Annotated in this window: 24 protein-coding genes; 12 read left to right on the plus strand and 12 right to left on the minus strand. The window is 72.9% G+C overall.

Annotation, left to right across the window (positions count from 1 at the left end; genetic code table 11):
* The first annotated feature begins 15 nt into the window (after nucleotides 1-15).
* Nucleotides 16-918, plus strand: coding sequence for a class I SAM-dependent methyltransferase (locus ABD296_RS16955; RefSeq protein ID WP_344267563.1), 903 nt, complete (start codon nucleotides 16-18; stop codon nucleotides 916-918).
* Between the two features lie 8 nt (nucleotides 919-926).
* On the opposite strand, the gene ABD296_RS16960 is transcribed toward ABD296_RS16955, so the two are convergent.
* Together ABD296_RS16960 and ABD296_RS16965 are read right to left on the minus strand one after the other, a co-directional pair.
* A complete protein-coding gene (locus ABD296_RS16960) occupies nucleotides 927-2,285 on the minus strand; it encodes a dihydrolipoyl dehydrogenase family protein (RefSeq protein WP_344267564.1) in 1,359 nt (452 codons plus the stop codon).
* Between the two features lie 31 nt (nucleotides 2,286-2,316).
* Entirely contained in the window at nucleotides 2,317-3,270 is a 954-nt protein-coding gene (locus ABD296_RS16965; RefSeq protein ID WP_344267565.1) for a ribonuclease Z, read from the minus strand.
* A gap of 85 nt (nucleotides 3,271-3,355) precedes the next feature.
* On the opposite strand from ABD296_RS16965, the gene ABD296_RS16970 reads away from it, so the two are divergent.
* Entirely contained in the window at nucleotides 3,356-3,832 is a 477-nt protein-coding gene (locus tag ABD296_RS16970; RefSeq protein ID WP_344267566.1) for a pyridoxamine 5'-phosphate oxidase family protein, read from the plus strand.
* A 272-nt stretch (nucleotides 3,833-4,104) separates the two neighbouring features.
* Here ABD296_RS16970 and ABD296_RS16975 read toward each other — a convergent pair whose 3' ends face one another.
* Genes ABD296_RS16975 through mca form a run of 4 tightly spaced genes read right to left on the minus strand, consistent with a single transcriptional unit; the run spans nucleotide 4,105 to nucleotide 7,400 of the window.
* Entirely contained in the window at nucleotides 4,105-4,947 is an 843-nt protein-coding gene (locus ABD296_RS16975) for a tetratricopeptide repeat protein (protein WP_344267567.1), read from the minus strand.
* 41 nt (nucleotides 4,948-4,988) lie between these two features.
* Nucleotides 4,989-6,269, minus strand: a complete 1,281-nt coding sequence (locus tag ABD296_RS16980; RefSeq protein WP_344267568.1) for a low temperature requirement protein A — start codon at nucleotides 6,267-6,269, stop codon at nucleotides 4,989-4,991.
* A gap of 19 nt (nucleotides 6,270-6,288) precedes the next feature.
* Nucleotides 6,289-6,537, minus strand: coding sequence for a hypothetical protein (locus ABD296_RS16985; RefSeq protein WP_344267569.1), 249 nt, complete (start codon nucleotides 6,535-6,537; stop codon nucleotides 6,289-6,291).
* On the minus strand, nucleotides 6,537-7,400 hold the full coding sequence (gene mca, locus ABD296_RS16990) for a mycothiol conjugate amidase Mca (protein WP_344267648.1): 864 nt from the start codon (nucleotides 7,398-7,400) through the stop codon (nucleotides 6,537-6,539). The genes ABD296_RS16985 and mca overlap by 1 nt, the downstream gene beginning before the upstream one ends.
* Nucleotides 7,401-7,585: 185 nt before the next feature.
* On the opposite strand from mca, the gene ABD296_RS16995 reads away from it, so the two are divergent.
* Nucleotides 7,586-7,969 (plus strand): DUF4307 domain-containing protein, encoded by a 384-nt coding sequence (locus ABD296_RS16995; RefSeq protein WP_344267570.1) that lies wholly within the window; start codon nucleotides 7,586-7,588, stop codon nucleotides 7,967-7,969.
* A 198-nt stretch (nucleotides 7,970-8,167) separates the two neighbouring features.
* A complete protein-coding gene (gene greA, locus ABD296_RS17000; RefSeq protein WP_344267571.1) occupies nucleotides 8,168-8,665 on the plus strand; it encodes a transcription elongation factor GreA in 498 nt (165 codons plus the stop codon).
* A 197-nt stretch (nucleotides 8,666-8,862) separates the two neighbouring features.
* On the opposite strand, the gene ABD296_RS17005 is transcribed toward greA, so the two are convergent.
* Nucleotides 8,863-9,363 carry an Lrp/AsnC family transcriptional regulator gene (locus tag ABD296_RS17005; RefSeq protein ID WP_344267573.1) on the minus strand — a complete coding sequence of 167 codons (501 nt, stop codon included), beginning with the start codon at nucleotides 9,361-9,363 and terminating at the stop codon, nucleotides 8,863-8,865.
* Nucleotides 9,364-9,499: 136 nt separating this feature from the next.
* Between ABD296_RS17005 and hppD the strand changes: the two genes are divergently transcribed.
* The 5 genes from hppD (at nucleotide 9,500) to ABD296_RS17030 (ending at nucleotide 15,847) form a co-directional block, all read left to right on the plus strand.
* Entirely contained in the window at nucleotides 9,500-10,591 is a 1,092-nt protein-coding gene (hppD, locus tag ABD296_RS17010) for a 4-hydroxyphenylpyruvate dioxygenase (protein ID WP_344267575.1), read from the plus strand.
* A 104-nt stretch (nucleotides 10,592-10,695) separates the two neighbouring features.
* On the plus strand, nucleotides 10,696-11,688 hold the full coding sequence (locus ABD296_RS17015; protein WP_344267577.1) for an RDD family protein: 993 nt from the start codon (nucleotides 10,696-10,698) through the stop codon (nucleotides 11,686-11,688).
* Nucleotides 11,689-11,791: 103 nt separating this feature from the next.
* On the plus strand, nucleotides 11,792-12,628 hold the full coding sequence (locus tag ABD296_RS17020; protein WP_344267579.1) for an RDD family protein: 837 nt from the start codon (nucleotides 11,792-11,794) through the stop codon (nucleotides 12,626-12,628).
* Nucleotides 12,629-12,683: 55 nt separating this feature from the next.
* Nucleotides 12,684-14,273, plus strand: coding sequence for a M1 family metallopeptidase (locus ABD296_RS17025; RefSeq protein ID WP_344267650.1), 1,590 nt, complete (start codon nucleotides 12,684-12,686; stop codon nucleotides 14,271-14,273).
* A 146-nt stretch (nucleotides 14,274-14,419) separates the two neighbouring features.
* Nucleotides 14,420-15,847 carry a M1 family metallopeptidase gene (locus ABD296_RS17030; RefSeq protein ID WP_344267581.1) on the plus strand — a complete coding sequence of 476 codons (1,428 nt, stop codon included), beginning with the start codon at nucleotides 14,420-14,422 and terminating at the stop codon, nucleotides 15,845-15,847.
* Nucleotides 15,848-16,052: 205 nt separating this feature from the next.
* On the opposite strand, the gene ilvA is transcribed toward ABD296_RS17030, so the two are convergent.
* The 3 genes from ilvA to ABD296_RS17045 are packed head-to-tail and all read right to left on the minus strand — an operon-like array spanning nucleotide 16,053 to nucleotide 19,428.
* Nucleotides 16,053-17,279 carry a threonine ammonia-lyase gene (gene ilvA, locus ABD296_RS17035; protein WP_344267583.1) on the minus strand — a complete coding sequence of 409 codons (1,227 nt, stop codon included), beginning with the start codon at nucleotides 17,277-17,279 and terminating at the stop codon, nucleotides 16,053-16,055.
* 26 nt (nucleotides 17,280-17,305) lie between these two features.
* Nucleotides 17,306-18,250, minus strand: a complete 945-nt coding sequence (locus tag ABD296_RS17040; protein WP_344267585.1) for an ROK family protein — start codon at nucleotides 18,248-18,250, stop codon at nucleotides 17,306-17,308.
* Nucleotides 18,247-19,428: an FIST signal transduction protein gene (locus ABD296_RS17045; RefSeq protein WP_344267587.1), complete on the minus strand. Its 1,182-nt coding sequence runs from the start codon at nucleotides 19,426-19,428 to the stop codon at nucleotides 18,247-18,249. The genes ABD296_RS17040 and ABD296_RS17045 overlap by 4 nt, the downstream gene beginning before the upstream one ends.
* A gap of 180 nt (nucleotides 19,429-19,608) precedes the next feature.
* On the opposite strand from ABD296_RS17045, the gene ABD296_RS17050 reads away from it, so the two are divergent.
* Genes ABD296_RS17050 through ABD296_RS17060 form a run of 3 tightly spaced genes read left to right on the plus strand, consistent with a single transcriptional unit; the run spans nucleotide 19,609 to nucleotide 23,719 of the window.
* Nucleotides 19,609-21,030, plus strand: a complete 1,422-nt coding sequence (locus ABD296_RS17050; protein ID WP_344267589.1) for a sigma 54-interacting transcriptional regulator — start codon at nucleotides 19,609-19,611, stop codon at nucleotides 21,028-21,030.
* 37 nt (nucleotides 21,031-21,067) lie between these two features.
* Nucleotides 21,068-23,149 (plus strand): vWA domain-containing protein, encoded by a 2,082-nt coding sequence (locus ABD296_RS17055; RefSeq protein WP_344267591.1) that lies wholly within the window; start codon nucleotides 21,068-21,070, stop codon nucleotides 23,147-23,149.
* Nucleotides 23,150-23,176: 27 nt separating this feature from the next.
* Nucleotides 23,177-23,719, plus strand: coding sequence for a hypothetical protein (locus tag ABD296_RS17060; protein ID WP_344267593.1), 543 nt, complete (start codon nucleotides 23,177-23,179; stop codon nucleotides 23,717-23,719).
* Nucleotides 23,720-23,753: 34 nt separating this feature from the next.
* On the opposite strand, the gene ABD296_RS17065 is transcribed toward ABD296_RS17060, so the two are convergent.
* Nucleotides 23,754-24,908, minus strand: a complete 1,155-nt coding sequence (locus tag ABD296_RS17065) for an alpha/beta hydrolase (RefSeq protein ID WP_344267595.1) — start codon at nucleotides 24,906-24,908, stop codon at nucleotides 23,754-23,756.
* Nucleotides 24,909-25,056: 148 nt separating this feature from the next.
* Nucleotides 25,057-26,205, minus strand: a complete 1,149-nt coding sequence (locus ABD296_RS17070; RefSeq protein WP_344267597.1) for a cystathionine gamma-synthase — start codon at nucleotides 26,203-26,205, stop codon at nucleotides 25,057-25,059.
* Between the last annotated feature and the right edge of the window lie 83 nt (nucleotides 26,206-26,288).

Raw genomic sequence — 26,288 nt, forward strand, 5'->3', positions numbered from 1 at the left:
TTGGAGCTTCACATCATGATCGAATCCCGGCCCTCCCTCCCCGCCACGCTCGACGACGTCGACGGCTGGTTCCCCAAGGTCGACCAGCGGCTGTTCACCTGGTTCCTGGAACGCCAGGACCGGCTCGGGCAGTCCGGCGACCTGGTGGAACTCGGCTCCTACCTGGGCAAGAGCGCCATCCTCATGGGCCGCCACCTGCGCGACGGCGAGAACTTCACCGTGTGCGACCTGTTCGACTCGGAGGCGCCCGACGACTCCAACCAGGCCGAGATGGAGGGGTCGTACGCCACGCTGACCCGCACCGCCTTCGAGGCCAACTACCGCGCCTTCCACGACGGCCTCCCGCAGATCGTCCAGGCCCCCACCTCGGCGATCCTCGACCACGTCCAGCCGGAGAGCTGCCGGTTCGTGCACGTGGACGCCTCCCACCTGTACGAGCACGTGCGCGGCGACATCCAGGCCGCGCACGTCATGCTGCCCGTCGAGGGCGTCATCGTCTGCGACGACTACCGCTCCGAGCACACCCCGGGCGTCTCCGCCGCCGTCTGGGAGGCGGTGGCCGTCGACGGGCTGCGCGCGGTCTGCGTCACCCCGCAGAAGTTCTACGGGACGTGGGGCGACGCGAAGCCCGTCCAGGACGACCTGCTGGAGTGGCTCGGCGCGCAGGACGACCTCTGGCACGAGACGCAGGAGGTCGCCGGGCGGCGCCTCGTGCGCGTCAAGGGCAGGCCCGCACCGAAGCCGAAGAAGAAGAACCAGGTGCGCGAGCTCAAGGAGCGCCTCGCCCGCATCGAGGACCAGCGGGCCCGCGCGCAGCACGAACTCGACTCGGTCCGGAACTCGGTCAGCTTCAAGGTCGGCCGGGCCGCCACCGCGCTGCCCCGGGTGATGCGCCGCAGGCGCCCCCCGCAGGGCTAGCCGCAGCGCTAGCCGTCCAGGGCGGCGAGGGCCGTCTCGATCGTGCGGTGGAAGGTGGGATAGGCGTAGATCATCTCGCGGAGGGCGGCGGTGGGGGCCTCGGTGTGCACGGCGACGGCGAGCGCGCCCAGGACCTCCCCGCCGGACGGCCCCGCCGCGGTGGCGCCCACCAGCACCCCCCACTCCGCGCTCTCCACCAGCTTGACGAAGCCGTCATTGCCCGCCTTGTGGATCCAGCCGCGCGTCGAGTCGGGAATCCGCGCGACGCCCGTGCGGACCGGCAGGTTCTGGTCGCGGGCCTGCGCCTCCGTGAGGCCCACGGCGGCGATCTCGGGGTCGGTGAACGTCACGCGCGGCACGGCCCGGTAGGCGGCCTGCGGGCCCTCCTCACCGAGGATGTCCCGGACGGCGACGGACGCCTGGTACATCGACACGTGCGTGAACGCGCCCTTGCCGGTGATGTCGCCGATCGCCCAGACGCCGTCGGCGGCGCGCATGTGCCCGTCCACGTCGATCTGCCGGGCGGTCTCGTCCAGGCCGACGGCCTCCAGGCCGAGGCCCCTGAGGTTGGGGCGGCGGCCGGCCGCGACGAGCAGCCGGTCGGCGGTCAGGGTCTCCTCGCCGAGATGGAGGTGGAACTCGCCGCCGGCGTAGGACGCGCCGGTGACCTTCGCGCCCGTCCGCACGCCGATTCCCTCGCGCTCGAAGACCTCGCGGAGCAGGTCGCCCGACTCCGGCTCCTCGTTCAGCAGCAGCCGGTCGGCCGCCTCCACGACCGTCACGCGGCTGTCGAAGCGGGAGAAGACCTGGGCCATCTCCACGCCGACGACGCCGCCGCCCAGCACCAGCAGCGACTCCGGCACCTCGGTGGCCTGCACGACCTCCCGGTTCGTCCAGAACGGGACGTCCGCGAGCCCGTCGACCGGCGGGGCGGTGGGCGAGGTGCCGGTGTTGATCAGGATGCCGCGGCGGGCCCGGAACACCTCGTCCCCGACCGTGACCTCGCGCGGCCCGGTGATGCGGCCCTCGCCGCGCACCAGCCGGGCGCCCCGCCCGGTGAGCCGGTCGGCGGCGGCGGTGTCGGTCCACGAGTCGGTCGCCTCGTCGCAGATCCGGGCCGCGACCGGGGCCCAGTCGGGCCGGGTGATCGAGTCGCCGGCCATCCCGGGGATGCGGGTGCCGTCGGCGAGCAGGCCCGCGGCGCGCACCATCATCTTCGTCGGGACGCACGCGTAGTACGGGCACTCCCCGCCCACCAGCCGGGACTCCACGGCCGCCACGGACAGGCCCGCCTCGGCCAGCCGGCCCGCCGCGTCCTCCCCGCCGGGCCCGAGACCGATCACGACGACATCGACTTCTTCCGCCATGCCCGGTGTTCTGCCCCGTCGCGGCGCCGTGTCACTGTGGCGGACGAGGTTTTGCCACCCGCCTCGGCGGCAGCGGGATCCGGTCCAGGTCGTGGACGAGCGACACCTCGCCGCCGAACACCGCGGCGGCCTCGTCGCGGAAGCGGTGCTCGTCCTCGGGCCGGTACCGCTCGGAGAAGTGCGTCAGGACCAGGTGCCGGACGCCGCCCTCCTTCGCGACCCGGCCCGCCTGCCCCGCCGTGAGGTGCCCGTACTCGGCGGCCAGCGCGGCGTCCTCGTCCAGGAACGTCGACTCGATGATCAGCATGTCGACGCCGTCCGCCAGTTCGCCGACGCCGTCGCAGAGCCGGGTGTCCATCACGAACGCGACCTTCTGGCCCGGCCGCCGCGTACTGCACTCCTCCAGCGTCACCGTGCGGCCGTCCGGCGCCGTCACGCGGCCGTGCTCCTGCAGTTCGCGGACGAGCGGGCCGCGCACACCGCGCTCGGCGAGCCGCTCGGGCAGCATCGTGACCCCGTCCGGCTCCTCCAGCCGGTACCCGTACGCCTCCACCGGATGCGACAACCGGCGCGCGACCAGCGAGAACGGCGCGTCGCCGGTGTCGAGCGCCATCCACTCCCCCGACACCGGCCGCTCCCGGATCACCTCGGTGTCCCGGAACACCGACGCGTGCCGCAGCCGCTCCCAGTACGGCAGGCCGCTCGCGGGGAACGCCGCGTCCACCGGGTGCGCCACCCCGTCGCGCGCGATCCGCTGCACGATCCCGGGCACGCCGAGGCAGTGGTCGCCATGGAAGTGCGTCACGCAGATCCACGTCACGTCGTTCGCGGCCGCGCCGGCGTGCGCCATCTGCCGCTGCGTCCCCTCGCCGGGGTCGAACAGCAGCCCATGGCCGTCCCAGCGGAGCAGGTAGCCGTTGTGGTTGCGGGCCTTGGTGGGCACCGCGCTGGCGGAGCCGAGGACGAGCAGATCGCGGACCGACATCCCTCCATGGTGCCGGGTGCCGGACGTTGCAAGCGCTTGGTTATTCTGGCCGCGTCCTGGACCGATGCGAGCAGAGGAGAGCCGCGTGGCCGGAAGCAAGCGCGACAAGATCAAGATGACTCCGGACGAGGTCGCCGCCTACCTCGCCGCCAACTTCAAGGTCCAGGTCGCCACCATCGGCAAGGACGGCGAACCCCACCTGGTCACCATGTTCTACGCCCTGCTCGACGGCAAGATCGCGTTCACCACGTACCACTCGTCGCAGAAGGTCGTGAACCTGCGCCGCAACCCCACGATGACCTGCCTCGTCGAGGACGGCGTCGAGTACAACGAGCTGCGCGGCGTCGCGCTCTACGGCCGCGGCCTCGTCATCGAGGACCGCGACGAGCTGCACAAGATCGGCTACGTCGTCGGCTCCCGCATGGCCGGCCTGCCCGTCCCCGAGGTCGGCGAGCCCATCGACCCCGCCATGGCCGCCGGCATCGAGCAGGCCATGTCCAAGCGCGTCCTCGTCGTCATGGACCCCGACACCATAGTCAGCTGGGACCACAGGAAGTTCTAAGCACCGCCCTAGGCGGTCGGGCCCTGGAGGCCCTCCCTTCAACGGGCGATGCGTGCGATCGCTGTGTTGATTGCACCGCCCTTGGCGGTCGGGCCCTGGGGGCCCTCCCTTCGGCGGGCAATGCGTGCGATCGCTGCATCGCTCCGACTCGGCCCTGGGGGCCTCGCTGCGCGATCGGATTCTTGCTTCGCTCGAATCCGGCTTCGCTCGCGATCGCGACGGCTTGGGTCGGCGCGTGGCTGGGGACGACCTCTCGCCCCTGTTGGGGTAGGTCAGGGGTTGAGGTTGTTGCGGCGGCGTTGTAGTTGGTCGGCTTTGGGCGTGGGGACCTTCTGGTAGAGGGCCAGCGCGTGGTCGAGGGCGGCGGCCTCGGCTGCGGCGTCGCCCCGCTCGCGGGCGGCGTCGGCGATGTGCACGAAGGCGTCGCCCTCCTGCTCCGCCGACTCCTCCCCCCGGACGATCTCCAGCGCCTGCCCGAAGAAGTTGGTCGCCGCGACGGGGCGCCCGGCGCGCAGGTACGCCTCGCCGAGCGTGGTGAGGGCGCGGGCCCGGTCGTGGTCGTCGGAGAGCGCGGCGAACTCGTCCGGGAGCGGCCCCAGCAGCCGGATGGCGCGGTCGAGGGCGCCGGTCTCCAGCAGCGCGCGGGCGAGGTTGTGGCGGGCCAGCAGGACCGTGCGGCGGTCGCCGTCCCGCTCGGCAAGCCGCAGCCCCTCTTCGAGCGCCTCGGCGGCCTCCGTCCAGCGTTCCCGGTGCAGCAGCGCGAGGCCCTCCGCCTGGAGTCCGGCCTCGCCGGAGGCGCCGCCGGCGAGGTAGTGGTCCAGGACGCGGTGGAGCGCGGCGTCCCGCTCCTGCCCGGTGTCCTCCCGCGCGGACCATTCGCGCGCGTAGTCGCCGACGGGCCCGCGCAGCCGGTACCGGCCGCCGCCCGCGTCGTCCACGAGGCCGTGTTCGGCGAGCGTCCGGAGCAGGTCGCGGGCGCCGGCCTCGGGGACGTCGGCGAGGACGGCCGCCGCGGCGGGGCCGAAGTCGTCGCCGGGCTGCAGGCCCAGCAGCCGGAGCAGCCGGGCGGCGTCCGGCGGGAGCGCCCGGTAGGAGTCCTCGAATTTCGCGCGCACGCCGGGGTCCTTCCCGGCGCGCGGCGCCGAAACCGGCAGGCTCAGTGCTCGGCCAGCGGCGCTTCCGCCTCGCGGAGCGGAGCGGACGGCATCGCGGGGACGCCGAGGTCGCGGTGGCGCAGCCGGTAGGCGCGGACGTCCCACAGCGCCAGCGCGGCCACCACGACCGTGGCGCAGATGTGCAGGGTCAGCGGGGTGAACGCGAAGGCGATCGCGGCCAGCCCGGCGAGGGCGAGCAGCGCGGTGAGGCGGGCCCGGGTGAACTCGCCGAAGACGGCCCGCTTGAACAGCGCGTGCCCGAAGACGAACAGGGCCGGGCCGCCCGCCGCGACGGCGGCGAAGCCGGTGGTCATGTGGCCGCCGGGATGCGCCATCACCAGTTCGTCCGCGACGGCGCCGACGATGATGCCGGCGACCATCACGATGTGGATGAAGGTGTAGGCGGACCGGCCGAGCCGTCCCGGGTCGGCGGACGAGGCGATCCGCTCGGCGGCCTTCTCGGCGGTGTGGTCGAAGTAGATCCACCAGAGCGCGACGGCGCCGGCGAAGGCCGACACGAACCCGGCCGCGACCCCGGCCGTGGGCGTGTGCCCGCCCAGCGTCGCGCCGGTGACCAGGACCGACTCGCCCAGCGCGATGATGATGAACAGCTGGCAGCGTTCGGCCATGTGGCCGCCGTCGATCGTCCATTCGGCGGTGCTGGACCGGCCGAGCAGCGGCGTGGCGTACCCGTGCCACGGGGCGAGGTACTCCAGGGCCACGGCCAGCAGCCACAGCCCGGCGCGGGCGCCCGGGTCGTGGACGAGGGCGCCGCCGATCCACAGGGCGGCGGCCACCACCAGCCAGAACAGGACCCGCTGGAAGTTGCGGCCGAGCTCGTGGTTCCAGGTGGCGGCGACGACGAACAGGGTCCGCCCCACCTGGATGATCACGTAGGCGGCGGCGAACCACATCCCGTTGTGCCCGAACGCGCCGGGCAGCATCGCCGCCATGAACAGCCCGGCGATCATCACGCCGGCCAGCATCAGCCGGATCGCCGGATGGTCCGGGTCGAACCAGTTGGTGGTCCAGCAGGTGTACATCCACGCCCACCAGACCGCCAGCAGGAGCAGCAGCGTCTCGGCGGCGCCGCGGGCGGTCAGGTGCTCCAGCAGCCGGTGCGACAGCTGGGTCACCGCGAAGACGAAGACCAGGTCGAAGAACAGCTCGAAGAAGGTGACGCGCGCCGCGCCGGCCCGCGGCCGCAGCAGGGCGTCCGCCCTGGACGGCCGGTCGGCGGGCACGGCTCCGCGCGCGGCGTGCTCGGGGTGCGCGTCGCTCATGGGCCGTGGTCCGCCGGGCTTAGGCGGAGCCGGCGGGCTCCTCGCCCGCCTTGTCGGCGGCCGCCGCCGCCCTCGCAGCCTGCGCCCGCTCCCACTCCTGCTGCTTGAGGTCGGCCTCGCGGGGCGCCTGGATCCTCTTCATCTGCTTGTTCATCGAGCGGACGAGGAACACCAGCGCGACCAGCAGCGCCAGGAAGACCCCGAAGCCGAGCAGGCCGGGGCTGACCGTGTCGTTGTTGAGCGGAATGGCGTGAGCGAGCGGAAGCACTAGAGACACACCTTCTCCCGGATGCCGGCGAACAGGTCGCCCTCCGGCACCTCGGTGTCGACCAGGGACCTGGCCAAATGGTAGTCCTCGGTCGGCCATGCCTCGCGTTGGACGTCCAGCGGGACGCGGAACCAGAACCCGTTGGGGTCGATCTGGGTCGCGTGGGCCAGCAGCGCGCGGTCACGGGTCTCGAAGAAGTCCGCGCACGGCACCCGGGTCGTGACCTCCCACTTCGCGCGCTTCTCCTTCTCGTCCTCGAAGCCCGCGATCCACTCGTGGTACGGCGACTCGAGGCCCGCCTTCTCCATCGCGGCGTGCAGCGCGAGGATGCGGTCCTTGCTGAAGGTCATGTGGTAGTAGAGCTTGAGCGGCTGCCACGGCTCCCCCGCGTCCGGGTAGCGCTCGGGGTCGCCGGCGGCCTCGAACGCCTCCACCGACACCTCGTGGCACTTCACGTGGTCGGGGTGGGGGTAGCCGCCCTTCTCGTCGTAGGTCAGCATCACATGCGGGCGGAACTCGCGGACGGCGCGCACCAGCGGCTCGCTCGCGGTCTCCAGCGGCTCCAGCGCGAAGCAGCCCTCGGGCAGCGGCGGCAGCGGGTCGCCCTCGGGGAAGCCGGAGTCGACGAAGCCGAGCCAGTGCTGGCGGACGCCGAGGATCTCGCGGGCCCGGGCCATCTCGGCCTCGCGCACCTTGCCGATGTCGGCCTTGATCTCCGGGCGGTCCATCGCCGGGTTCAGGATGTCGCCGCGCTCGCCGCCGGTGCACGTGACGACCAGTACCTCCACGCCGTCGGCGACGTACCTGGCCATCGTGGCCGCGCCCTTGCTGGACTCGTCGTCGGGGTGCGCGTGCACCGCCATCAGGCGCAGCGGCTGCGCGCCCCCGTCGGGCCCGGCGCATGTCGTACCGTCGATGACCTCGGACACCTGGGGATCTCCCTCTCAGCGAAAATTCCAGCGCAGGCGCACCCCGGTGCGGAGCACGCGATCGCATGGACGAGAATTGTCCCTGACAACGTCCGCACCTCGCACGGAGATTCCCCGCCATGACAACGAGTGTGTCGGAGCCGGCGGCGCCCGCCGAGCCGAAGCGGGGCCGGCTCGGCCTTGTGATCATCGGGATCGTGTGCGCGGTCGCCGCGGGCGGCTTCGGGTTCATCGCCGCGCATGTCGGGCAGACCCCCGGCATCGACGCGCAGCTGATCACCTACGACGCGCGCCCCGGCTCCATCGAGGTGAACTTCTCGATCGCCAAGCCGAAGGGGGACGTGGTGCACTGCACCCTGACCGCCTTCGACGAGAACATGACGACGATCGCGAAGAAGGACGTGACGGCGCCGGCCGGGACGTCGAAGGCGGGCCTGTCGGAGACGCTGCCGACGCCGGGCAAGGCGACCAGCGCCCAGCTGCAGGACTGCCGCAAGGCGTGAGGCCGGCCGGGCCCCGAACGCCCGGTTCGCCCCATCGGCGGGCGAAACCCGATTGGCCGGTTGCGCACGCCGAGTTCAGGGAACCTTTACCCGCACACACCGGATAGGCTTGAGGTTTCACCCGGCCGCACTTCATGTCGATGTGGCGCCCGCCCGCGAGGGCCGGCGAGGATCGCAACATGTGGATGAGGAGTACCCGTGACCGAGACCCGCGCTGACAACGTCACCTGGCTGACCCAGGAGGCGTACGACCGGCTCAAGTCCGAGCTGGACCACCTGTCGGGCCCGGGCCGCATCGAGATCGCTCAGAAGATCGAGGCGGCGCGGGAGGAAGGGGACCTGCGCGAGAACGGCGGCTACCACGCGGCCAAGGAGGAACAGGGCAAGATCGAGGGCCGCATCCTCCAGCTCCAGGGCATCCTGGAGAACGCCCGCGTGGGCGAGGCGCCGCGCACCGAGGGCGTGGTCGGCCCGGGCATGACCGTCACGGTCACCTTCGAGGGCGACGACGAGGAGGTCACGTTCCTGCTCGCCTCCCGCGAGGAGGTCGGCGCCCCCATCGACGTGTACTCGCCGAAGTCGCCGCTCGGCGCCGCGATCAACGGCAAGAAGGTCGGCGACAAGGCCACCTACACGCTGCCGAACGGCCGCAGCATGACCGTCGAGATCCTCGACGCGACCCCCTACGGCGGCTGACGCCCTATTCATTGCTTTGCCCTCGGCGTCAGGCGCTGGGGCGCCTTCCTTCAACGGGCAAAGCGGCGATCGCTGCATCGCTCCGGCTCGGCCCTGGGGGCCTCGCTGCGCGATCGGATTCTCGCTCCGCTCGAATCCGGCTTCGCACGCGATCGCAACGCTGAGGTAGTCGTCCGGCCGGGCCGCGAACAGTGTTTTCAAGGTGTCCTCGAAGGCGCACACGTGTGCGCCTCCGAGGACACCTTTCGCACGAGGGGGAGGGTGCGGTACGGGATCTGGTTGGCGAGCGAGATCACCGAGGAGGCGCGCTCGACGCCCGCCACGTCCACGACCACGTCGATGACGCGCTGCAGGTCGGCGTTGCTGCGCGCGACGATGCGGCAGAGCATGTCGCCGGGGCCGGTGATGGTGTGCGCCTCGATCACCTCGGGCACCTGGGCGAGGCGGCGGGCGACGGGGTCGTGCCCGCCGGCCTGCCGCAGCTGCAGGGTGACGAACGCGGTGACGCCGTAGCCGAGCGCGGCCGGGTCGATCTCGGGGCCGAAGCCGGCGAGGACGCCGTCGCGCGCCAGCCGGTCCAGGCGGGCCTGGACGGTGCCGCGCGCGACGCCGAGGCGGCGGGACGCCTCCAGCACCCCGACGCGGGGCTCGGCGGCGAACATCTCGATCAGCCGGCCGTCCAGCTCGTCGATGGGCACGGTGTCCTCCCGGCGTCGTGTGGCCCTGGTCACGCTGTACAGGGCGACCGGCCGTTTCCCTCGATGACTGTACAGATTGCCCAGTAGTTTCGGCGACTGTTGCGCACCTTGTAGGCGTATGCCCAGATTAGTGGGCATGGATGAGTTTCCGGTCAAGGGCATGGACGCCGTCGTCTTCGCCGTCGGCAACGCCAAGCAGGCGGCGCACTACTACTCGACCGCCTTCGGGATGCGCCGGGTCGCCTACCGCGGCCCGGAGAACGGCAGCCCGGACGAGGCGGTGCACGTGCTGGAGTCGGGCGGCGCCCGGTTCGTGTTCCGCGGCCCGGTGAAGGCGGGGACCGCGATCGGCCGGCACATCGCCGAGCACGGCGACGGGATCGTCGACCTGGCGATCGAGGTGCCGGACGTGGAGCACGCGTACCGGCACGCGCTCGCCAAGGGCGCGACGGGCGTCGAGGAGCCGCACGTCCTGGAGGACGAGCACGGCAAGGTGACGATCGCGGCGATCGCCGCCTACGGCGAGACGCGGCACTCGCTGGTCGACCGCTCCAACTACTCCGGCCCGTACCTGCCGGGCTTCGAGGCCGCCGACCCGATCGTCGAGCCGCCGGACAAGAGGTTCTTCCAGGCGATCGACCACTGCGTCGGCAACGTCGAGCGCATGGACGAGTGGGCCGAGTTCTACCACCGCGTCATGGGCTTCACCGACATGGCCGAGTTCGTCGGCGACGACATCGCGACCGAGTACTCCGCGCTGATGTCGAAGGTCGTCGCGGACGGCACCCGGAAGGTGAAGTTCCCGCTGAACGAGCCGGCGGAGAGCAGGCGCAAGTCGCAGATCGACGAGTACCTGGAGTTCTACGGCGGGCCCGGCGTCCAGCACATCGCGCTGGCCACCAACGACATCCTGGCCTCGGTGGACCGGATGCGCGCGGCCGGCGTGGAGTTCCTGGACAGCCCCGACTCCTACTACGAGGACCCGGAGCTGCGCGAGCGCATCGGGCAGGTGCGGGTGCCGATCGAGGAGCTGAAGGAGCGCCGCATCCTGGTGGACCGGGACGAGGACGGCTACCTGCTGCAGATCTTCACCAAGCCCGTCCAGGACCGTCCGACGGTGTTCTTCGAGCTGATCGAGCGGCACGGGTCGCTCGGCTTCGGCAAGGGCAACTTCAAGGCGCTGTTCGAGGCGATCGAGCGGGAGCAGGAGCGCCGCGGCAACCTGTGACGCTCCGCCGGCGCGCGGCTTGACCGGTCCCGGGACGGCGGTGTCCAGGGCCGGTCAGGGCGCCGGCGAGCGGACGCCGGCCGGGACGGGCACACTGTGGGCTCATGACCGAACCGCCGCAGAACGCCGAGCCGCCCAAGGATTCCGGGGCGCCGCCGAGCCACGAGCCGTCCGACCAGGGCTGGGCCTCCCCCGACGCGGCGGCCGCGCCGCCTGCGGAGGCCGCTGAGCCCGCCCGGCCGGACGTCCCCGCGCCGGCGGAACCGGCCGACGACCGTCCTCCGCCGTACCAGGGGTCGTACGGCGCGCCCCCCGGAGCCCCGCGGCCCGGGTTCGCGCCCCCGCCCGGTGGCGCTCCCGGGCCCGGCTACGGCCCGCCGCCCGGCGGGGCTCCCGCACCGGGTTACGGCCCGCCGCCCGGAACCGGCCAGGCCGGATATGGCCAGGCTCCCTACGGGCCGCAGGCGCCGTACGGGCAGGCGCCGCCCGGTTACGGGCCCTACGGAGGCGGCTACGGGCCGGGCGGTTACGGCCAGCCGCCCTTCGGCCCCGGGCAGGCGAACGTCCTGGCCGGGCGCGGGCTGCGGTTCGTGGCCGGGCTCCTCGACAACCTCATCGTCGGGATCTTCGGGCTGCCGGTCCTGCTGCTGTCCATCCGCTGGGACCGGATGCGGGAGGTCACCGAGAGCGGACGGACCCTCGACGACCCGCTGGACATGTACAACCTCCCGCGCCTGTTCGCCGGCTACGTCGTCGTGATCCTGCTCGGCTTCGCCTATTACACGATCCAGCACGCCAGGTGGGGGCAGACGCTCGGCAAGCGCGCGGTCGGGATCCGGGTGGTGCGGGCCGGCGACCACACGGCCGCCGGCTGGGGCCAGATCATGGTCCGGCAGGCGTTCATCTACCTGGGCGCGATCCTCACGACGGTGCTGAACATCCTGCTGCCGTTCGGCGGGCTGTTCGGGCTCATCGTGATGCTCGACGACGCGTGGATCCTGTGGGACGGCGACCGGCAGGCCGTGCACGACATGGTGGCCGGGACGGTCGTGGTGCGTGCGCCCGCATGGGCGCCCGACCCGTACGCGCGTACCTGATTCCCGCGCCGGGGGCAACCCTCGATCATCCGCGCGGTAAACATTGCGGTGCCCGAAGCGGCGGCGAGGTTTGGACGGACGCGGCGCGGCGAACCTCTCAGGCATGACGCAACCGCCCAATGACCCCCCGTCCGGGGACCAGCCGGAAGACCGGCCGCACGGGCAGCAGCAGCCCGGACCGTATGGCGGTCCGCCGTACGGCGGGCAGCAGCCGTACGGCGAACAGCCGGGCTACGGCCAGCCCGGCTACGGCCAGCCGGGCCAGGAGGGCCAGCCCGGCTACGGCCAGCCCGGCCAGGGCCAGCCCGGTTACGGTCAACCGGGTTACGGCGACCAACAGCAGTACGGACAGCAGCCCTACGGCGGCCAGCCGGGCTACGGGGAGCAGCAGCCCTACCCCGGCTACGGCGACCCCTACGGAGGACTGCCCAGGTACCAGGGCGGCGGGCAGGGCGAGTACGCCGACCCGTCCGCGGGGCTGGCCAGCCGCTGGGCGCGCCTCGGCGCGGCCGTCATCGACGCGATCATCATCGGCGTCGTCACCGGGCTGATCTCTCTGCCGTTCATCAACTGGGACAACGTGGTCAACAACAACGGGAGCATGTACAACGGCGCCCGCGTCGGCACCAACGCCGTCAGCATCGTGCTGAGCTTCCTCTACTTCTGGCTGATGACCGCCAGGTGGGGGCAGACGCTCGGCAAGATGCTGCTGAAGATCCGGGTCGTCCGGCAGGACGACGGCCTCGCGGTGAGCACCGGGCAGTCGGCGGCCCGCGCGGCGTTCTACAACATCCTCGGCGAGATCTGCTGCCTGATCTGGCTCATCGACGTGCTGTGGATCCTGTGGGACCCGCGCAAGCAGGCGCTGCACGACAAGGTCGCAAGGACGGTGGTCATCAACGCCGGCTCGCATGTTCCCAACCCGTACATGCGCAACTGAGGCGTCCCGGAGTTGCCCGGCACGGCCCGGCACGGGCAGGCTGGGCGGCGTGCATATGGCCGGATACTCCCCCAGTCCCCGCCGCGGCCGGGGCACCGCGCTCCGCGGCGCCGCCGGGCTGGCGGCGCTCGCCGTCGCGGGCTCGCTGACCGCCTGCCACGTCACGATCGGCGACGGCGACTCGGGGTCCGGGCCGTCCTCGGCCTCGTCCGCCGCCGCGGGCCCCGCCGGCCCGACGACCGCCGGCGACCCGTACGTCCCCGGCGACGGGAACGGCGGCTACGACGTGCAGAACTACAGCCTGAAGCTGAACATCACGCCGGACGCGTCCACCCAGCTGGACGCCACGGCGACGATCACCGCGACGGCCAAGGAGCAGCTGGGCCGCTTCAACCTCGACCTGACCGGCCTCACCGTCTCCTCCATCACCGTGAACGGCAAGCCCGCGCGGCAGCAGCGGGCGGGCAGCGAGCTGGAGGTCTCCCCCGCCAAGGAACTGCCGAAGGGCGCGAAGTTCACCACGGTGGTGAAGTACTCGGGGACGCCGCGCACCATCTCCGACCCGATCCTCGGCACCTACGGGTGGGTCCGCACGTCCGACGGGGTCTTCATCGCCTGCGAGCCGAGCGGCGCGCACACCTGGTTCCCGGCCAACGACCATCCGAGCGACAAGGCCACCTTCGACTTCGAGGTCACCGTGCCGCAGGGGCTGACGGCGATCGCCAACGGCGAGCCGACGACGCCCGTGACGGGATCGGGGGGCGGCGGCGCCCCCACCCTGCCCGGCGGACCCGGCGGTGGCGGGGGCGGCGGCGAGTCGCCCGGCGGCGCATCGCCGATCGGCGGCCCGTCGGTCGTCCCGGCCGCCGACCGCCGCGCCGCGACCACCACGACCTGGCACGTCAAGGAGCCGATGGCGACCTACCTCGCGACGGTCGACGTCGGCCGGTTCGAGGTCCGGACGGGCAAGACCGCGAGCGGCATCCCGGTCATCACCGCGGTCGACCCGAGCGTGCCGGGCGTGAACGTGGACGCGTTCGCCAAGCTGAACGCCGACGTCATCGACCAGTGGTCCAAGCTGTTCGGCCCGTACCCGTTCGACTCGGCCGGCGGGCTGATCGACAACGCGCAGGTCGACTTCGCGCTGGAGACCCAGACCCGGCCGGTGTACGGGGCGTTCGGGCTCCAGCCGACGGTCGTCGCGCACGAGCTGTCGCACCAGTGGTTCGGCGACAGCGTGAGTGTCGGCCGCTGGCAGGACATCTGGCTGAACGAGGGCTTCGCGACGTACGCGGAGTGGCTGTGGGGCGAGAAGTCCGGCGGGCCGAGCGTCAAGGAGCAGTTCGACGAGCGGTACCGCGAGGGGTCGGCCGGCGAGCTGTGGAGCGTCCCGCCGGGCAACCCGGGGCGCCGCCAGATGTTCGGGCGCTCGGTGTACGACCGGGGCGGCATGACGCTGGTCGCGCTGCGCGACCGGATCGGCGAGGACGCCTTCTACCGGCTGCTCCAGACCTGGACCAAGGACCGCAAGTACTCGACGGGCACGACGCAGCAGTTCATCGCGATGGCGAACAAGGTCTCCGGCAAGAGCCTGGACGCCTTCTTCGACGCCTGGCTGTACAAGAAGGGCCGCCCGGCGCGGTGAAGGAACGGTAAGACTCCCGGAAAGCCCCGGTTCCGCCGCGAAATCCGTCCCTCGGCGACGAATTCGAGATGGAAACGCGCTTGAACACCGCCCCGGCACGGGAAAGTCTTGATCCACTTGTGTCGTCTCACCCGAGGACGAGGTCGATGAGCAGATCCCCCAGAGCCCTGGCCGTCGTGGCGCTCGGCGCCGCGGCGGGCCTCCTGGTGTCGGCGGCGGCCCCCGCCGGCGCGGACGCCGTACGGTTCACCCCGGGGGCGCCCGGCGCGGGCGACCCCTATTTCCCGGACATGGGCAACGGCGGCTACGACGTCGCCCACTACGACATCGCGCTGCGCTACGACCCGAAGACGAAGGCGATCCAGGCCGTCACGACGGTCACCGCGCGGGCCACCCAGGACCTGTCGCGGTTCGACCTGGACTTCCAGGGCCCGCTGAAGATCTCGTCGCTGACGGTGGACGGGCACCCGGCGTCCTACAAGCGGACCGGGACGCAGGAGCTGGTGATCACGCCGCGGAAGGGGCTGCGCGAGCACCGCCGCTTCCAGGTCCGGGCCGTCTACTCCGGCGTCCCGCAGACGATCAACGATCCGGCGCTGGGCGTCTCCGGGTGGATCCCGACGGCCGACGGCGGGATCATGCTGAACCAGCCGATCGGCGCCGCCACCGTCTACCCGGTGAACGACCACCCGACCGACAAGGCGACGTACTCCTTCACGCTCACCGCGCCGAAGGACCTCACCACGCTCGCCAACGGCGACCTGACCGGCAGGCGCACCAGCGGCGGGCTGACCACCACGCGCTGGGAGGCGCGCAACCCGATGGCCAGCGAGCTGGCCATGGTCGCGTTCGGCAAGTACGACGTGGTCAACGGGCGCACGAAGGGCGGCGTCCCGAACCTGACCGCGACCGACCACGCGATGGGCATCTCGGCCGCGGACGCCAAGAAGTTCAACGAGCAGACCGCGCAGGTCGTGGACTTCGAGGCCGGGATCTACGGCCGCTACCCGTTCACCTCCACCGGCGGCGTCACGGTGAAGGCGGGCGTCGGGTACGCGCTGGAGACCCAGGGCCGCCCGGTGTACGACCTCGGCCGCCACCCGGGCGCGATCCCGAGCGGCGACCTGCTCGCGCACGAGCTCGGCCACCAGTGGTTCGGCGACGCGGTGTCGCCGCAGCGGTGGGCCGACATCTGGCTCAACGAGGGCTTCGCGACCTACTCGGAGTGGCTGTACTACGAGAAGTTCACCGGCAAGCCCGTCCAGGACAGCTTCAACGCCGACTACGCCACGCCCGCGAGCGACGACCTGTGGAAGGGCAAGGTCGCGGACCCGGGCCGCGACCACATCTTCGACGGCCTGGTCTACGACCGCGGCGCGATGGCCATCCACGTCCTGCGCACGACGATCGGCGACAAGGCGTTCTACAAGCTGCTGAAGGCGTGGCCCACGAGCCACCGCTACGGCAACGCCTCGACGAAGGAGTTCGTCGCGTTCGCCGAGAAGATCTCGCACAAGAACCTGGACGACTGGGCCACCAAGTGGCTCTACTCCGAGGGCAAGCCCGCCCTCTGACGAGTGCTGCGGCGAGGGAGCCCTGCTCCCTCGCCGCAAGCCCGACCACCCACGACATCAGCGTTGCGATCGCGAGCGAAGCCGGATTCGAGCGGAGCGAGAATCCGATCGCGCAGCGAGCGCTAGCGAGTCGGAGCGATGCAGCGATCGCCGCATCGCCCGTTGAAGGAAGGCGCTCCAGCGCCTGACGCCGAGGGCGGTGCAATCAACTGAGCGTGAGGGTGTAGCCCTTTTCGCGGAGGCGGCCGATGACGTCCTCGGAGTGGTCGGCGCCGCGGGTCTCCAGGTGCATCAGCACCTCGGCCTCCTCGACGTGCAGGCGCGCGGCGACCCGCTCGTGCATCACGTCCAGCACGTTGACGCCCAGCTCGGCGAGCTCGCTCAGCAGCGTGACGAGCGCGCCGGGACGGTCCTTGAGGCGGCACCGGACGACCAGGTACCGGCCGGCGCCCGCCAGGCCGTGACGCAGCACCTTCGACAGCAGCAGCGGGTCGATGTTGCCGCCCGACAGCAGCACCACGGCCGGCGGCTTCACCGCGTAGGAGTGCTCCAGCAGCGCCGCGACCCCGGCCGCGCCCGCCGGCTCGACGACCTGCTTGGCGCGCTCCAGGCACAGCAGCAGCGCCTGCGAGATCGACTCCTCGGTGACCGTGACGACGGCGTCGACGAGGTCGGTGACCAGGGCGTAGGTGAGGTCGCCGGGGCAGCCGACCGCGATGCCGTCCGCCATCGTCGGCTGGAGCTCGATGCGGGTGGGCCGGCCCGCCGCGAGCGAGGGCGGGAACGCCGCCGCCCGCTTGGCCTGCGCGCCGATCACCTTGATGCCCGCGTCGCGGCCGAGGTCCTTCGCCGCGCCCTTCAGCGCCGCGGCGACGCCGGACATCAGCCCGCCGCCGCCGACCGCGCCGACGACGGTCGCGACGTCCGGGCACTGCTCCAGGATCTCCAGCCCGATCGTGGCCTGACCGGCCACCACGTCCGGGTGGTCGAACGGGTGGATGAAGACGGCGCCGGTCTCCTCGGCGTGCTTCCGCGCGGCGACGAGGCAGTCGTCGACGGTCGGGCCGGGGAACAGCACCCGCGCGCCGTACCCCTTGGTGGCCGCGATCTTCGGCAGCGGCGCGCCGACCGGCATGAACACCGTCGACGCGCAGCCGAGCATGGACGCGGCGAGCGCGACGCCCTGCGCGTGGTTGCCGGCGCTGGCCGCGACGACCCCGCGGGCGCGCTCGGCGTCGCTCAGCCGGGCGATCCGCACGTACGCGCCGCGGATCTTGAACGAGCCGGTGCGCTGCAGGTTCTCGCACTTGAGCAGCACCGGCCCGCCGAGCAGCTCCGACAGCACCCGGGACGGGATCAGCGGGGTGGGCACCGCCACCCCGCGGAGCAGGTCGCGCGCGGCGCGGACGTCGTCGACGGAGACGGTGCTCATGCCACGATCTTCGCACGGCGCGGGGCTCAGCCGGCGCTCCAGTAACGATCTTGGGCGAAGATCAGCGCGGCGGCGCCGATCAGCCCGGCGGTCTGCCCGAGCGCGGCGGGGACGATCTGCGTCTTGCGCGCGAAGGCCATCCGGGCGTGCGCCCGGAACGCCTTGTCCAGCGGGTCGAACAGCAGCGCGCCCGCCTGCGACACCCCGCCGCCGATCGCGACGACCTCCAGGTCGCACAGGTGGGTCGCCGACGCGACCGCGACGCCGATCGCGTGGCCGGCGCGGCGCATCGCGGCGACCGCGACCGGGTGGCCGCGGCGCGCGTCGGAGGCCAGCTCGACGCCGGTGACGTCGTGGCCGCCGGGCCGCCAGCCCTCCCCGCGCGCCCACGCGACCAGGCCGGGGCCGCGGGCGATCGCCTCCAGGCAGCCGCGCCCGCCGCACTCGCACGGCGGCCCGTCCGGCTCGACGACCACATGGCCGATGTGCCCGGCGTTGCCGCTCGCGCCGTCCACGAGCCGGCCGCCGAGGATCAGGCCGCCGCCGACGCCGGTGGACACCACCATCCCCAGCAGGTTGCCGCGGCCGCGCCCGGCGCCGCGCCAGTGCTCGCCGATCGCGACGCAGATGGCGTCGTTGTGGACGTGGACGGGCAGCCCCGGGTGGCGGGCGCGCAGCCGCTCGCGCAGCGGGAACCCCCGCCACGCCGGGATGTTGAGCGGCGACACCTCGGCGGCGGGCCAGGTCATCGGGCCGCCGCAGCCGACGCCGACCCCGGCGAGCGGCGGCGACCCGGCGTCGGCGTGCACCTTGTCGAGCAGCCCGGTCAGCGTCCGCCACAGGCCCTCGGCGTCCAGGCCCTCGCCCTTCGGGGTCGCGACCCGGTCGTAGGCGGCGACCCGCCCGCCGGGCTCGACGACCGCCGCGGCCAGTTTCGTGCCGCCGATGTCCACCGCCAGCACCCGGCTCATTCCGGGTGCCCCGCGCCTTCGCGGTCCTCCGCGCGGCCGAAGGCCAGGATGGACGCGGTGAACCCGTGCACGTGGTTGCGCCCGGCGACCGGGCCGATCTCGCCCGCGGCGAAGAACCCGCCGACCCCGGCCGGCCCGAACGCCCGGTCGAGCACCTTGGCGTCGTGGTCGGAGTCGGGGAACATCGCCTGCCCCCGGCCGTTGCAGGAGATCAGCAGCGCGCCCTCGACGGGCGCGAGGTCGAACCGGTCGAGCAGCGCGCTCAGCTCCTCCTCGGCGGCGCCCGCGTCGCGGACCTGGAACCGGACGGTCCGCCCGACGTCCACCACGTCGCCGATCGCGATGGCGCCGCTGTCGGTGTCGGCGCCGACCACGCCGCGGACGAGGAAGTCGCCGCGCTCGTGCTCGTCGGCGTACTCGTCCATCGCCACGCCGATCAGCAGGCCGCTCCCGGCCAGCTCCTGCTCCTCCTCCGGCAGCTCCAGGACGATCTGCTCCAGCTTCTCCAGCGCCGGCACGCCCGCCAGCTCGTACAGCACGTTCTCGTCGGCCTTCGTGACCACCATGTCCGGGCCGATCGGGCGGGCGCCCTGGCTGACGACGGTCGCCGCGCTGACGGCGCCGCCGATGACCACGCCGACCGCGCCGTCCTCGTGCACGTCGCCGTCCACGAACAGCCGCGCGTCGCCGTGCTCGCCCGCCTCGGCGAGCCCGCCGACCAGCGCGAGCCCGGGCAGCGCGTCGTCGGAGCGCTCGACGAACGCGTCCACCGGGAAGCTGTAGGGGTCGGCCAGCAGCAGCCCGACCACGTCGTCGTCCTGCCCCTCCGGCATGCCGACCACGATCAGCTTGTCCTCGGCCTTCAGGGTCTCCAGCCGGAACGCCTCCAGCCGCGCGCCGGGCAGCACCGCCGCCCACGCGCTGACCGCGCCCGCGTCCTCCACGCCCCGGCCCCCGCCGATCACCCCGGACGCGCTGCAGCCGATCATCAGCGCGGGCGCCGCGGACAGCGCCGCGCGCCGGGCCGCCGCCGCGATCTCCTCCGGGTCGTCCCCGGAGATGAAGACGCAGACCAGGTCGGGCGCCGCGGACAGCGGCGCGAGCGCCTGCTCGACCGCGGACACGGCGGCACTGGACAGATCGGGGCCGAGGGCCAGGCCGTCACCGAATCGCGCCATCGGCGCCGCCTCCCTCACTCCGTTCACCGGGTCGCATCACATCTCCCAGTCTCCCCCGCCGGGCGCATCTGACCCAACACCCGGGTCTCGCTCGCGTCCCGGCGCGCCCGGTCGCGGGGGGCGAAGGAATCCGCGGCGGACGGGTGCGATCGCGCGCATCGGCGACGTAGTGTCGATCGCGTGCGTTCATCCACACCACGCGAGACCACACTGGGCGAGCTGCGCACCAGCGGCCACGTCCAGCGATCGGTGAAGGCCGAGATCCGCCACAACCTGCTCGCCCGGCTGAGATCCGGCGAGCCGCGCTTCCCCGGCATCCTCGGCTTCGACGACACCGTTCTCCCCCATCTCGAGCGCGCCCTGCTCGCCGGGCACGACCTCGTTCTCCTGGGCGAGCGCGGGCAGGGCAAGACGCGGCTGATCCGCACCCTCGGCGGGCTGCTGGACGAGTGGACCCCGGTGGTGGCCGGCTGCGAGATCAACGACCATCCCTACGACCCGGTGTGCGTGCGCTGCCGCCGGCTCGCCGCCGAGAAGGGCGACGAGCTGCCGGTCGAGTGGCGGCACCGCGACGACCGCTACGGCGAGAAGCTCGCCACCCCCGACACGAGCGTCGGCGACCTCATCGGCGACGTCGACCCCATCAAGGTGGCCGAGGGCCGCACCCTCGGCGACCCGGAGACCGTGCACTTCGGCCTCGTCCCGCGCACCAACCGCGGGATCTTCTCCATCAACGAGCTGCCCGACCTGGCCGAGCGGATCCAGGTGTCGCTGCTGAACGTGCTGGAGGAGCGGGACGTGCAGATCCGCGGCTACGCGCTGCGGCTGCCGCTGGACGTGCTGCTCATCGCGTCCGCCAACCCGGAGGACTACACCAACCGCGGCCGGATCATCACCCCGCTGAAGGACCGCTTCGGCGCGGAGATCCGCACCCACTACCCCCTCGAACTGGACGCCGAGCTGGCGCTGATCCGGCAGGAGTCCGACTTCGCGGACCTGGCGGGGCTGCCGGCCGAGGTGCCCGACCACCTGATCGAGATCATCGCCCGGTTCACCCGGCTCGTCCGGGAGTCGACGGCGGTGGACGCGCGGTCCGGCGTGTCGGCGCGGTTCGCGCTGGCGGGCGCGGAGACCATCGCGGCGGGTGCGGTGCGGCGCGCGGCGCTGACCGGCGAGGAGCGCGCCGTCGCGCGCGTCTGCGACCTGCCGGCCGTTGTGCCGTCGCTCATGGGCAAGGTGGAGTTCGAGGTCAGCGAGGAGGGCCGCGAGCAGGAGGTGCTGGAGCACCTGCTGCGCCGCGCCGTCGCCGAGACCTACCGGCGCACGCTCGGCCCCGCCGACCTGACCGGGCTGCTGGACAAGTTCGACTCCGGCGACACCGTCGAGTCGGGCGAGCTGGTGCCCTCCACCGAGCTGCTGCGGCGGATCGGGCAGGTGCCCGGGCTCGCCAAGATCATGGAGCGGCTCGGCATGTCCGGGGAGTCCCCCGAGCAGGCCGCGGCCGCACTGGAGTTCGCCCTGGAGGGGCTGTTCCTGACCCGGCGGCTGTCGAAGGACGTGCAGGGCGGCCGGTCCGACGGGACGGCGACGTACCGGACCTGAGCGCGGGTCCTGGAGGCGCCATGTCCGAGGAGGTTCGATGAGCCGGTACAGGTACGGCGCGTACGAGGACGGGCCCGACCCGCTCGCCCCGCCCTACGACGTCCGCGACGCGCTCGACGCGATGGGCGACTCGGTGCTGGACGGCACCCGTCCCGACGACGCGCTGCGCGAGCTGCTGCGCCGCGGGCTGCCGAACGCGCAGGGCCGCCGCGGGCTGGACGACCTGCTGCGGGAGGTGCGCGAGCGGCGCCGGGCGCTGCGCGAGCGCGGCCGTCTCGACGGCACGCTGGAGGAGGCGCGGGCGCTGCTCGACACCGCGATCGGGCAGGAGCGGGCGGAGCTGTTCCCCGACCCGTCCGACGACGCGCGGCTGCGCGAGGCGGAGCTGGACACGCTGCCGTCCGACACCTCGCAGGCGATCCGGCGGCTGTCGGACTACCAGTGGCGGTCCGACGCGGCGCGGCAGACGTTCGAGCAGCTGAAGGACCTGCTGCGGCGGGAGGTGCTGGATTCGCAGTTCCAGGGCATGAAGCAGGCCCTGCAGAACCAGGACCCGGCGGCGATGCAGCGCGTCAAGGACATGATGGCGTCGCTGAACGAGATGCTGGAGAAGGACGCGCGCGGCGAGCACACGCCGGCCGACTTCGACCGGTTCATGGACGAGTACGGGGACATGTTCCCCGAGCGTCCGGAGAACCTGGAGGAGCTGGTCGACCAGCTCGCCCGCCGCGCCGCCGCGATGGACCGGCTGCTCGCCTCGCTCAGCCCGGAGCAGCGCGCCGAGCTGGCGGGGCTGATGGAGCAGGCCATGCAGGACGCGGGCCTGGCGATGGAGATGACGCGGCTCGGTGACGCGCTGCGCGCCCGCCGTCCCGACCTCGGCTGGGGCCAGCCCGAGCAGATGGACGGCGACAACCCGCTCGGGATGGGCGACGCGACGACCGCGCTGGCGGAACTCGCCGACCTGTCGGAGCTGGAGGCGGCGCTCGGCCAGGACTATCCGGGCGCGCGGCTCGACGACGTCGACGAGGAGGCGATCCGGCGGGCGCTCGGGCGGCAGGCCGTCGACGACCTCGACGCGCTGCGCCGCATCGAGAAGGAGCTGGAGAAGCAGGGCTACCTGCGGCGCAACCGCGGGAAGCTGGAGCTGACGCCGAAGGCGGTGCGGCGGCTCGGCGAGACGGCGCTGCGCCGGGTGTTCTCGCAGCTGACGTCCGGCCGGCAGGGCGACCACGACCAGCGCGACGCCGGCCAGGCCGGCGAGCTGACCGGATCCAGCCGCGAGTGGCGGTTCGGCGACGAGCAGCCCCTCGACGTCGTCCGGACGGTGAGCAACGCGATCCGCCGCAGCGCGATGGAGGGCCCCGTGCTGGAAGACGCGGCAGGGCTCGTCGCGGCTCCCGCCCCCTCGCCCGAGGGCCTGGCGGCGGCCGAGGTGCTGGAGCCGGTCGGCGCGAACGTCGTGGAGCTGCGGCGCCCGGCACGTCCGGCGAAGGTGCGGCTCGGCGTCGACGACTTCGAGGTGCACGAGACCGAGCGGCGCACCGGCGCGGCCGTGTGCCTGCTGGTCGACCTGTCGTACTCGATGGTGCTGCGCGGGACGTGGGCCGCCGCCAAGCAGACCACGCTCGCGCTGCACACCCTCGTCACCAGCAAGTTCCCGCAGGACGCCATCCAGATCATCGGGTTCTCCAACTACGCGCGCACGCTGCACCCCGAGGAGATGGCCGGGCTCGACTGGGACATGGTGCAGGGCACCAACCTGCACCACGCGCTGATGATCGCCGGGCGGCACCTGGACCGGCACCCCGACTTCGAGCCGATCGTCCTCGTCGTCACCGACGGCGAGCCGACCGCGCACCTGCGCCCCGACGGCCGCTCGCTGTTCGACTACCCGCCGTCCACCGACACGCTGGTGCTCACGCTCGCCGAGGTCGACAAGATGACCCGGCGCGGCGCCACCATGAACTTCTTCATGCTGGCCGACGACCGGCGGCTGGTGTCGTTCGTGGAGGAGGTCGCGCGCCGCAACGGCGGCCGGGTGTTCGCGCCCGCCGCCGACCGGCTCGGCGAGTACGTCGTCAGCGACTACCTGAGGGTCCGCCGGGGCCGCCGCTAGCCGCCGTCCGGGAATAGGGTCGGCACCATGTCGACCTCCGACCGCATCCTGCTCATCCTGCACATCGGCTTCGCCATCTTCACGCTGGGCCCGCTGACGGCCGCGACGATGTCCACGCCGCGCTACATCCGCAACCGGAACGCGACGGTGGTGCGGTACCTCAACCGCACCACCCAGATCTACGGCGCCGGCGCGCTGCTGATCTTCCTGTTCGGGCTGTGGCTGGCCGAGGGCCACCTCGCGGAGGTGTGGCTGTCGGCGTCGATGACGCTGTTCATCGTCGCGCTGGTGCTGCTGCTGATCGTGGAGCGGGACCAGCGGAAGGCCGTCAAGCTGCTGGACGAGGCGGGCCCGGCACCCGCGCCCGCCGTTCCCGCCGCTGCGCCCGCGGAGGCCGAGAAGCCCGGTGAGACCGGCGGCACGGCCGCCGAGGAGACGCCGGTGGCCGGGAAGGCCGCCGCGGCCGCCCCCGAGGTCGCGCAGGTCGAGCGGGGCCGCATCGCCGCCATGTCCGGCGTCGTCGCGCTGATCTGGCTGGTGATCCTCGTCCTGATGGTGTGGAACGGCTGAGGCCGTCCGGGGGCGCCGCGGCGCCGTCCGCCGGTCAGGCGCGCGCCTTCGTGCGGGCCTTGATCCACCGGAGGATCTCCGGGGTGATGCCGGGCACGTTCAGCATGTCCGAGGCGTGCATGTCGCCCCTGACCGTCTGCACCTTCACCTGCACCCCCGAGGCGCGCAGCGCGCTCGCCAGGCCCTGGCTCTGCGTCACCGGCACGAAGTCGCCGGTGGCGTGCAGCAGCAGCATCGGCGCGTCGCCGGCGGAGGCGTGCGTCGCGCTGTCGGCGTCCTCGACCCGCTTCCAGCAGCCCGCGGCCGCCGGGGTGGCCTGCGCCGAACCGGGCGCGCAGTGCATGAGGCCGGCGACGGCGCGGCGCAGCTTGCGCTGCCTGGCCGACGCGGTGGGGTCCGCGCCGACCTTGTAGGCCAGGAACGGGTTGTTCGGCGGCGACAGCGCCACCACGCCCCGCACCAGGTCGGTGCCGGTCCCGTGGGTGCCGATCTGCGTCGCGAGCTGCCCGCCGGACGACGAGCCGAGCACCACGATGCGGTCCGGGTCGAGGTTCCACGTCGCGGCGTGCTTCTTCATGAACGCGAGCGCGCCGAGCGCGTCGTCGCGCTGCGCGGGCCACTGCGCCTTGGGCGCGAGCCGGTAGTTCGCCGCCAGCACCACGTAGCCGGCGTCGCTCAGCTTCCGCGCGAAGTACTTCCAGCTGTCCTTGTTACCGCTCAGCCAGTACCCGCCGTGGACGATCAGCACGCCCGGCCGCGCCGCGCCCGCGGCACGCGCCTGCCGGCCCGCCCCGGCGCTCCCGGCCGCGGACGGCCGCCAGTAGGCGTCGACGCGCTGGCTCGCGGACTTCCCGTAGGAGTACGTCGCGAACCGCGGGAGCTTCGGGGTGACCATGACGGCCTTCGCGCGGACGACGCCGTCGGTGTCCGTCCCGCCGGCCGGCGGCTCCCCGTCCGGGGTGCCCGTGGAGGGCGTGCCCGACGGCGAGCCCGTGCCGGGCGTCTCGGACCCGGGGGTGCCGGACCCGGGCGTGCCCGTCGGCCCGTCCGTCCCCGGGACACCCGTCGGAGCCGACACCGAGGGCGTCGGGCTCGGGCCGGGAGGGGTGGCCTGGGCGGCCATCGGCACGGCTACGGCGGAGACACACGTCGCGGCGAACGCCGCCCCACTGACCAGTACTTTGCGCACCCCGGGCCCTTTCGTGAACGAACCTGGCGGGCCGAGTATAGATGTTTGATCAACCGCATCGCGGGAACGGCACGGCGTTTCCCCCTTCTCGCCGCCCGCGCGGACGTCGTCCGCCCGCGCGGGTGACGGCGTTCCCGCAGGTCGCAGGCTAGCCGAGGGCGAGTTCGAGGTCACGCAGCAGATCGTCGGCGTCCTCGATGCCGACCGACAGCCGGACCAGGTCGGACGGGACCTCCAGCGGCGACCCGGCGGCCGAGGCGTGCGTCATCCGGCCCGGATGCTCGATCAGCGACTCGACGCCGCCGAGCGACTCGCCGAGCGTGAACAGCTTCGTCCGCTCGCACACCCGGACGGCGGCCTCCTCCGACTCCATCCGGAACGACACCATGCCGCCGAACCCCCGCATCTGCTTGGCGGCGATCTCATGGCCGGGATGGTCGGGCAGCCCCGGGTACAGCACCTGCCGGACGGCGCCGTGCCGGACCAGCATGCCGGCGACCTTCTCGGCGTTGGCGCAGTGCCGGTCCATCCGCACGCCCAGCGTCTTGATGCCGCGCAGCGTCAGCCAGGCGTCGAACGGGCCCGCGACGGCGCCCATCGCGTTCTGGTGGAACGCCAGCCGCTCGCCCAGTCCGGCGTCCGCGGCCACCAGCGCGCCGCCGATGACGTCGGAGTGCCCGCCCATGTACTTGGTGGTGGAGTGCACCACGACGTCCGCGCCGAGGTCCAGCGGCCGCTGGAGGTACGGGGACGCGAAGGTGTTGTCGACGACCAGCAGCGCGCCCGTGTCGTGCGCGACGGCCGCCAGCGCCGCGATGTCGGCGATGGCGAGCAGCGGGTTCGTCGGCGTCTCCACCCAGATGAGCCGCGTGTCCGGACGCACCGCCGCGCGCACGGCCGCCACGTCCGCGAGCGGAACCGGGTCGAACGTCACGCCCCACGGCTCGGCGACCTTCGCGAACAGCCGGTAGGTGCCGCCGTAGGCGTCGTTCGGGATGATCACATGGTCGCCGGGCCGGCAGACGGTGCGGATGAGCGCGTCCTCGGCGGCGAGCCCGGACGCGAACGCCAGCCCGCGCGCCCCCGCCTCGATCTCGGCGAGGCATACCTCCAGCGCGGTACGCGTCGGATTGGCCGATCGGGAGTACTCGTAGCCGCCGCGCAGCCCCCCGATGCCGTCCTGCTTGTACGTGGAGACCTGGTAGATCGGCGGGACGACCGCCCCCGTGGCGGGGTCGGGCTCCTGCCCCGCGTGGATGGCCAGGGTCTCGAACCCCCGGTGAACCTCGTTGTCCATGGGTACGAGGCTATCCACCCGCCGCCCCTCCTCTGGGAGGAGGCACTCCCCCGCAGGTATCAGCCGCTAATTCAGCACGCGGG

It is taken from the genome of Actinomadura napierensis (assembly GCF_039529375.1).
Lineage (GTDB): Bacteria > Actinomycetota > Actinomycetes > Streptosporangiales > Streptosporangiaceae > Spirillospora > Spirillospora napierensis.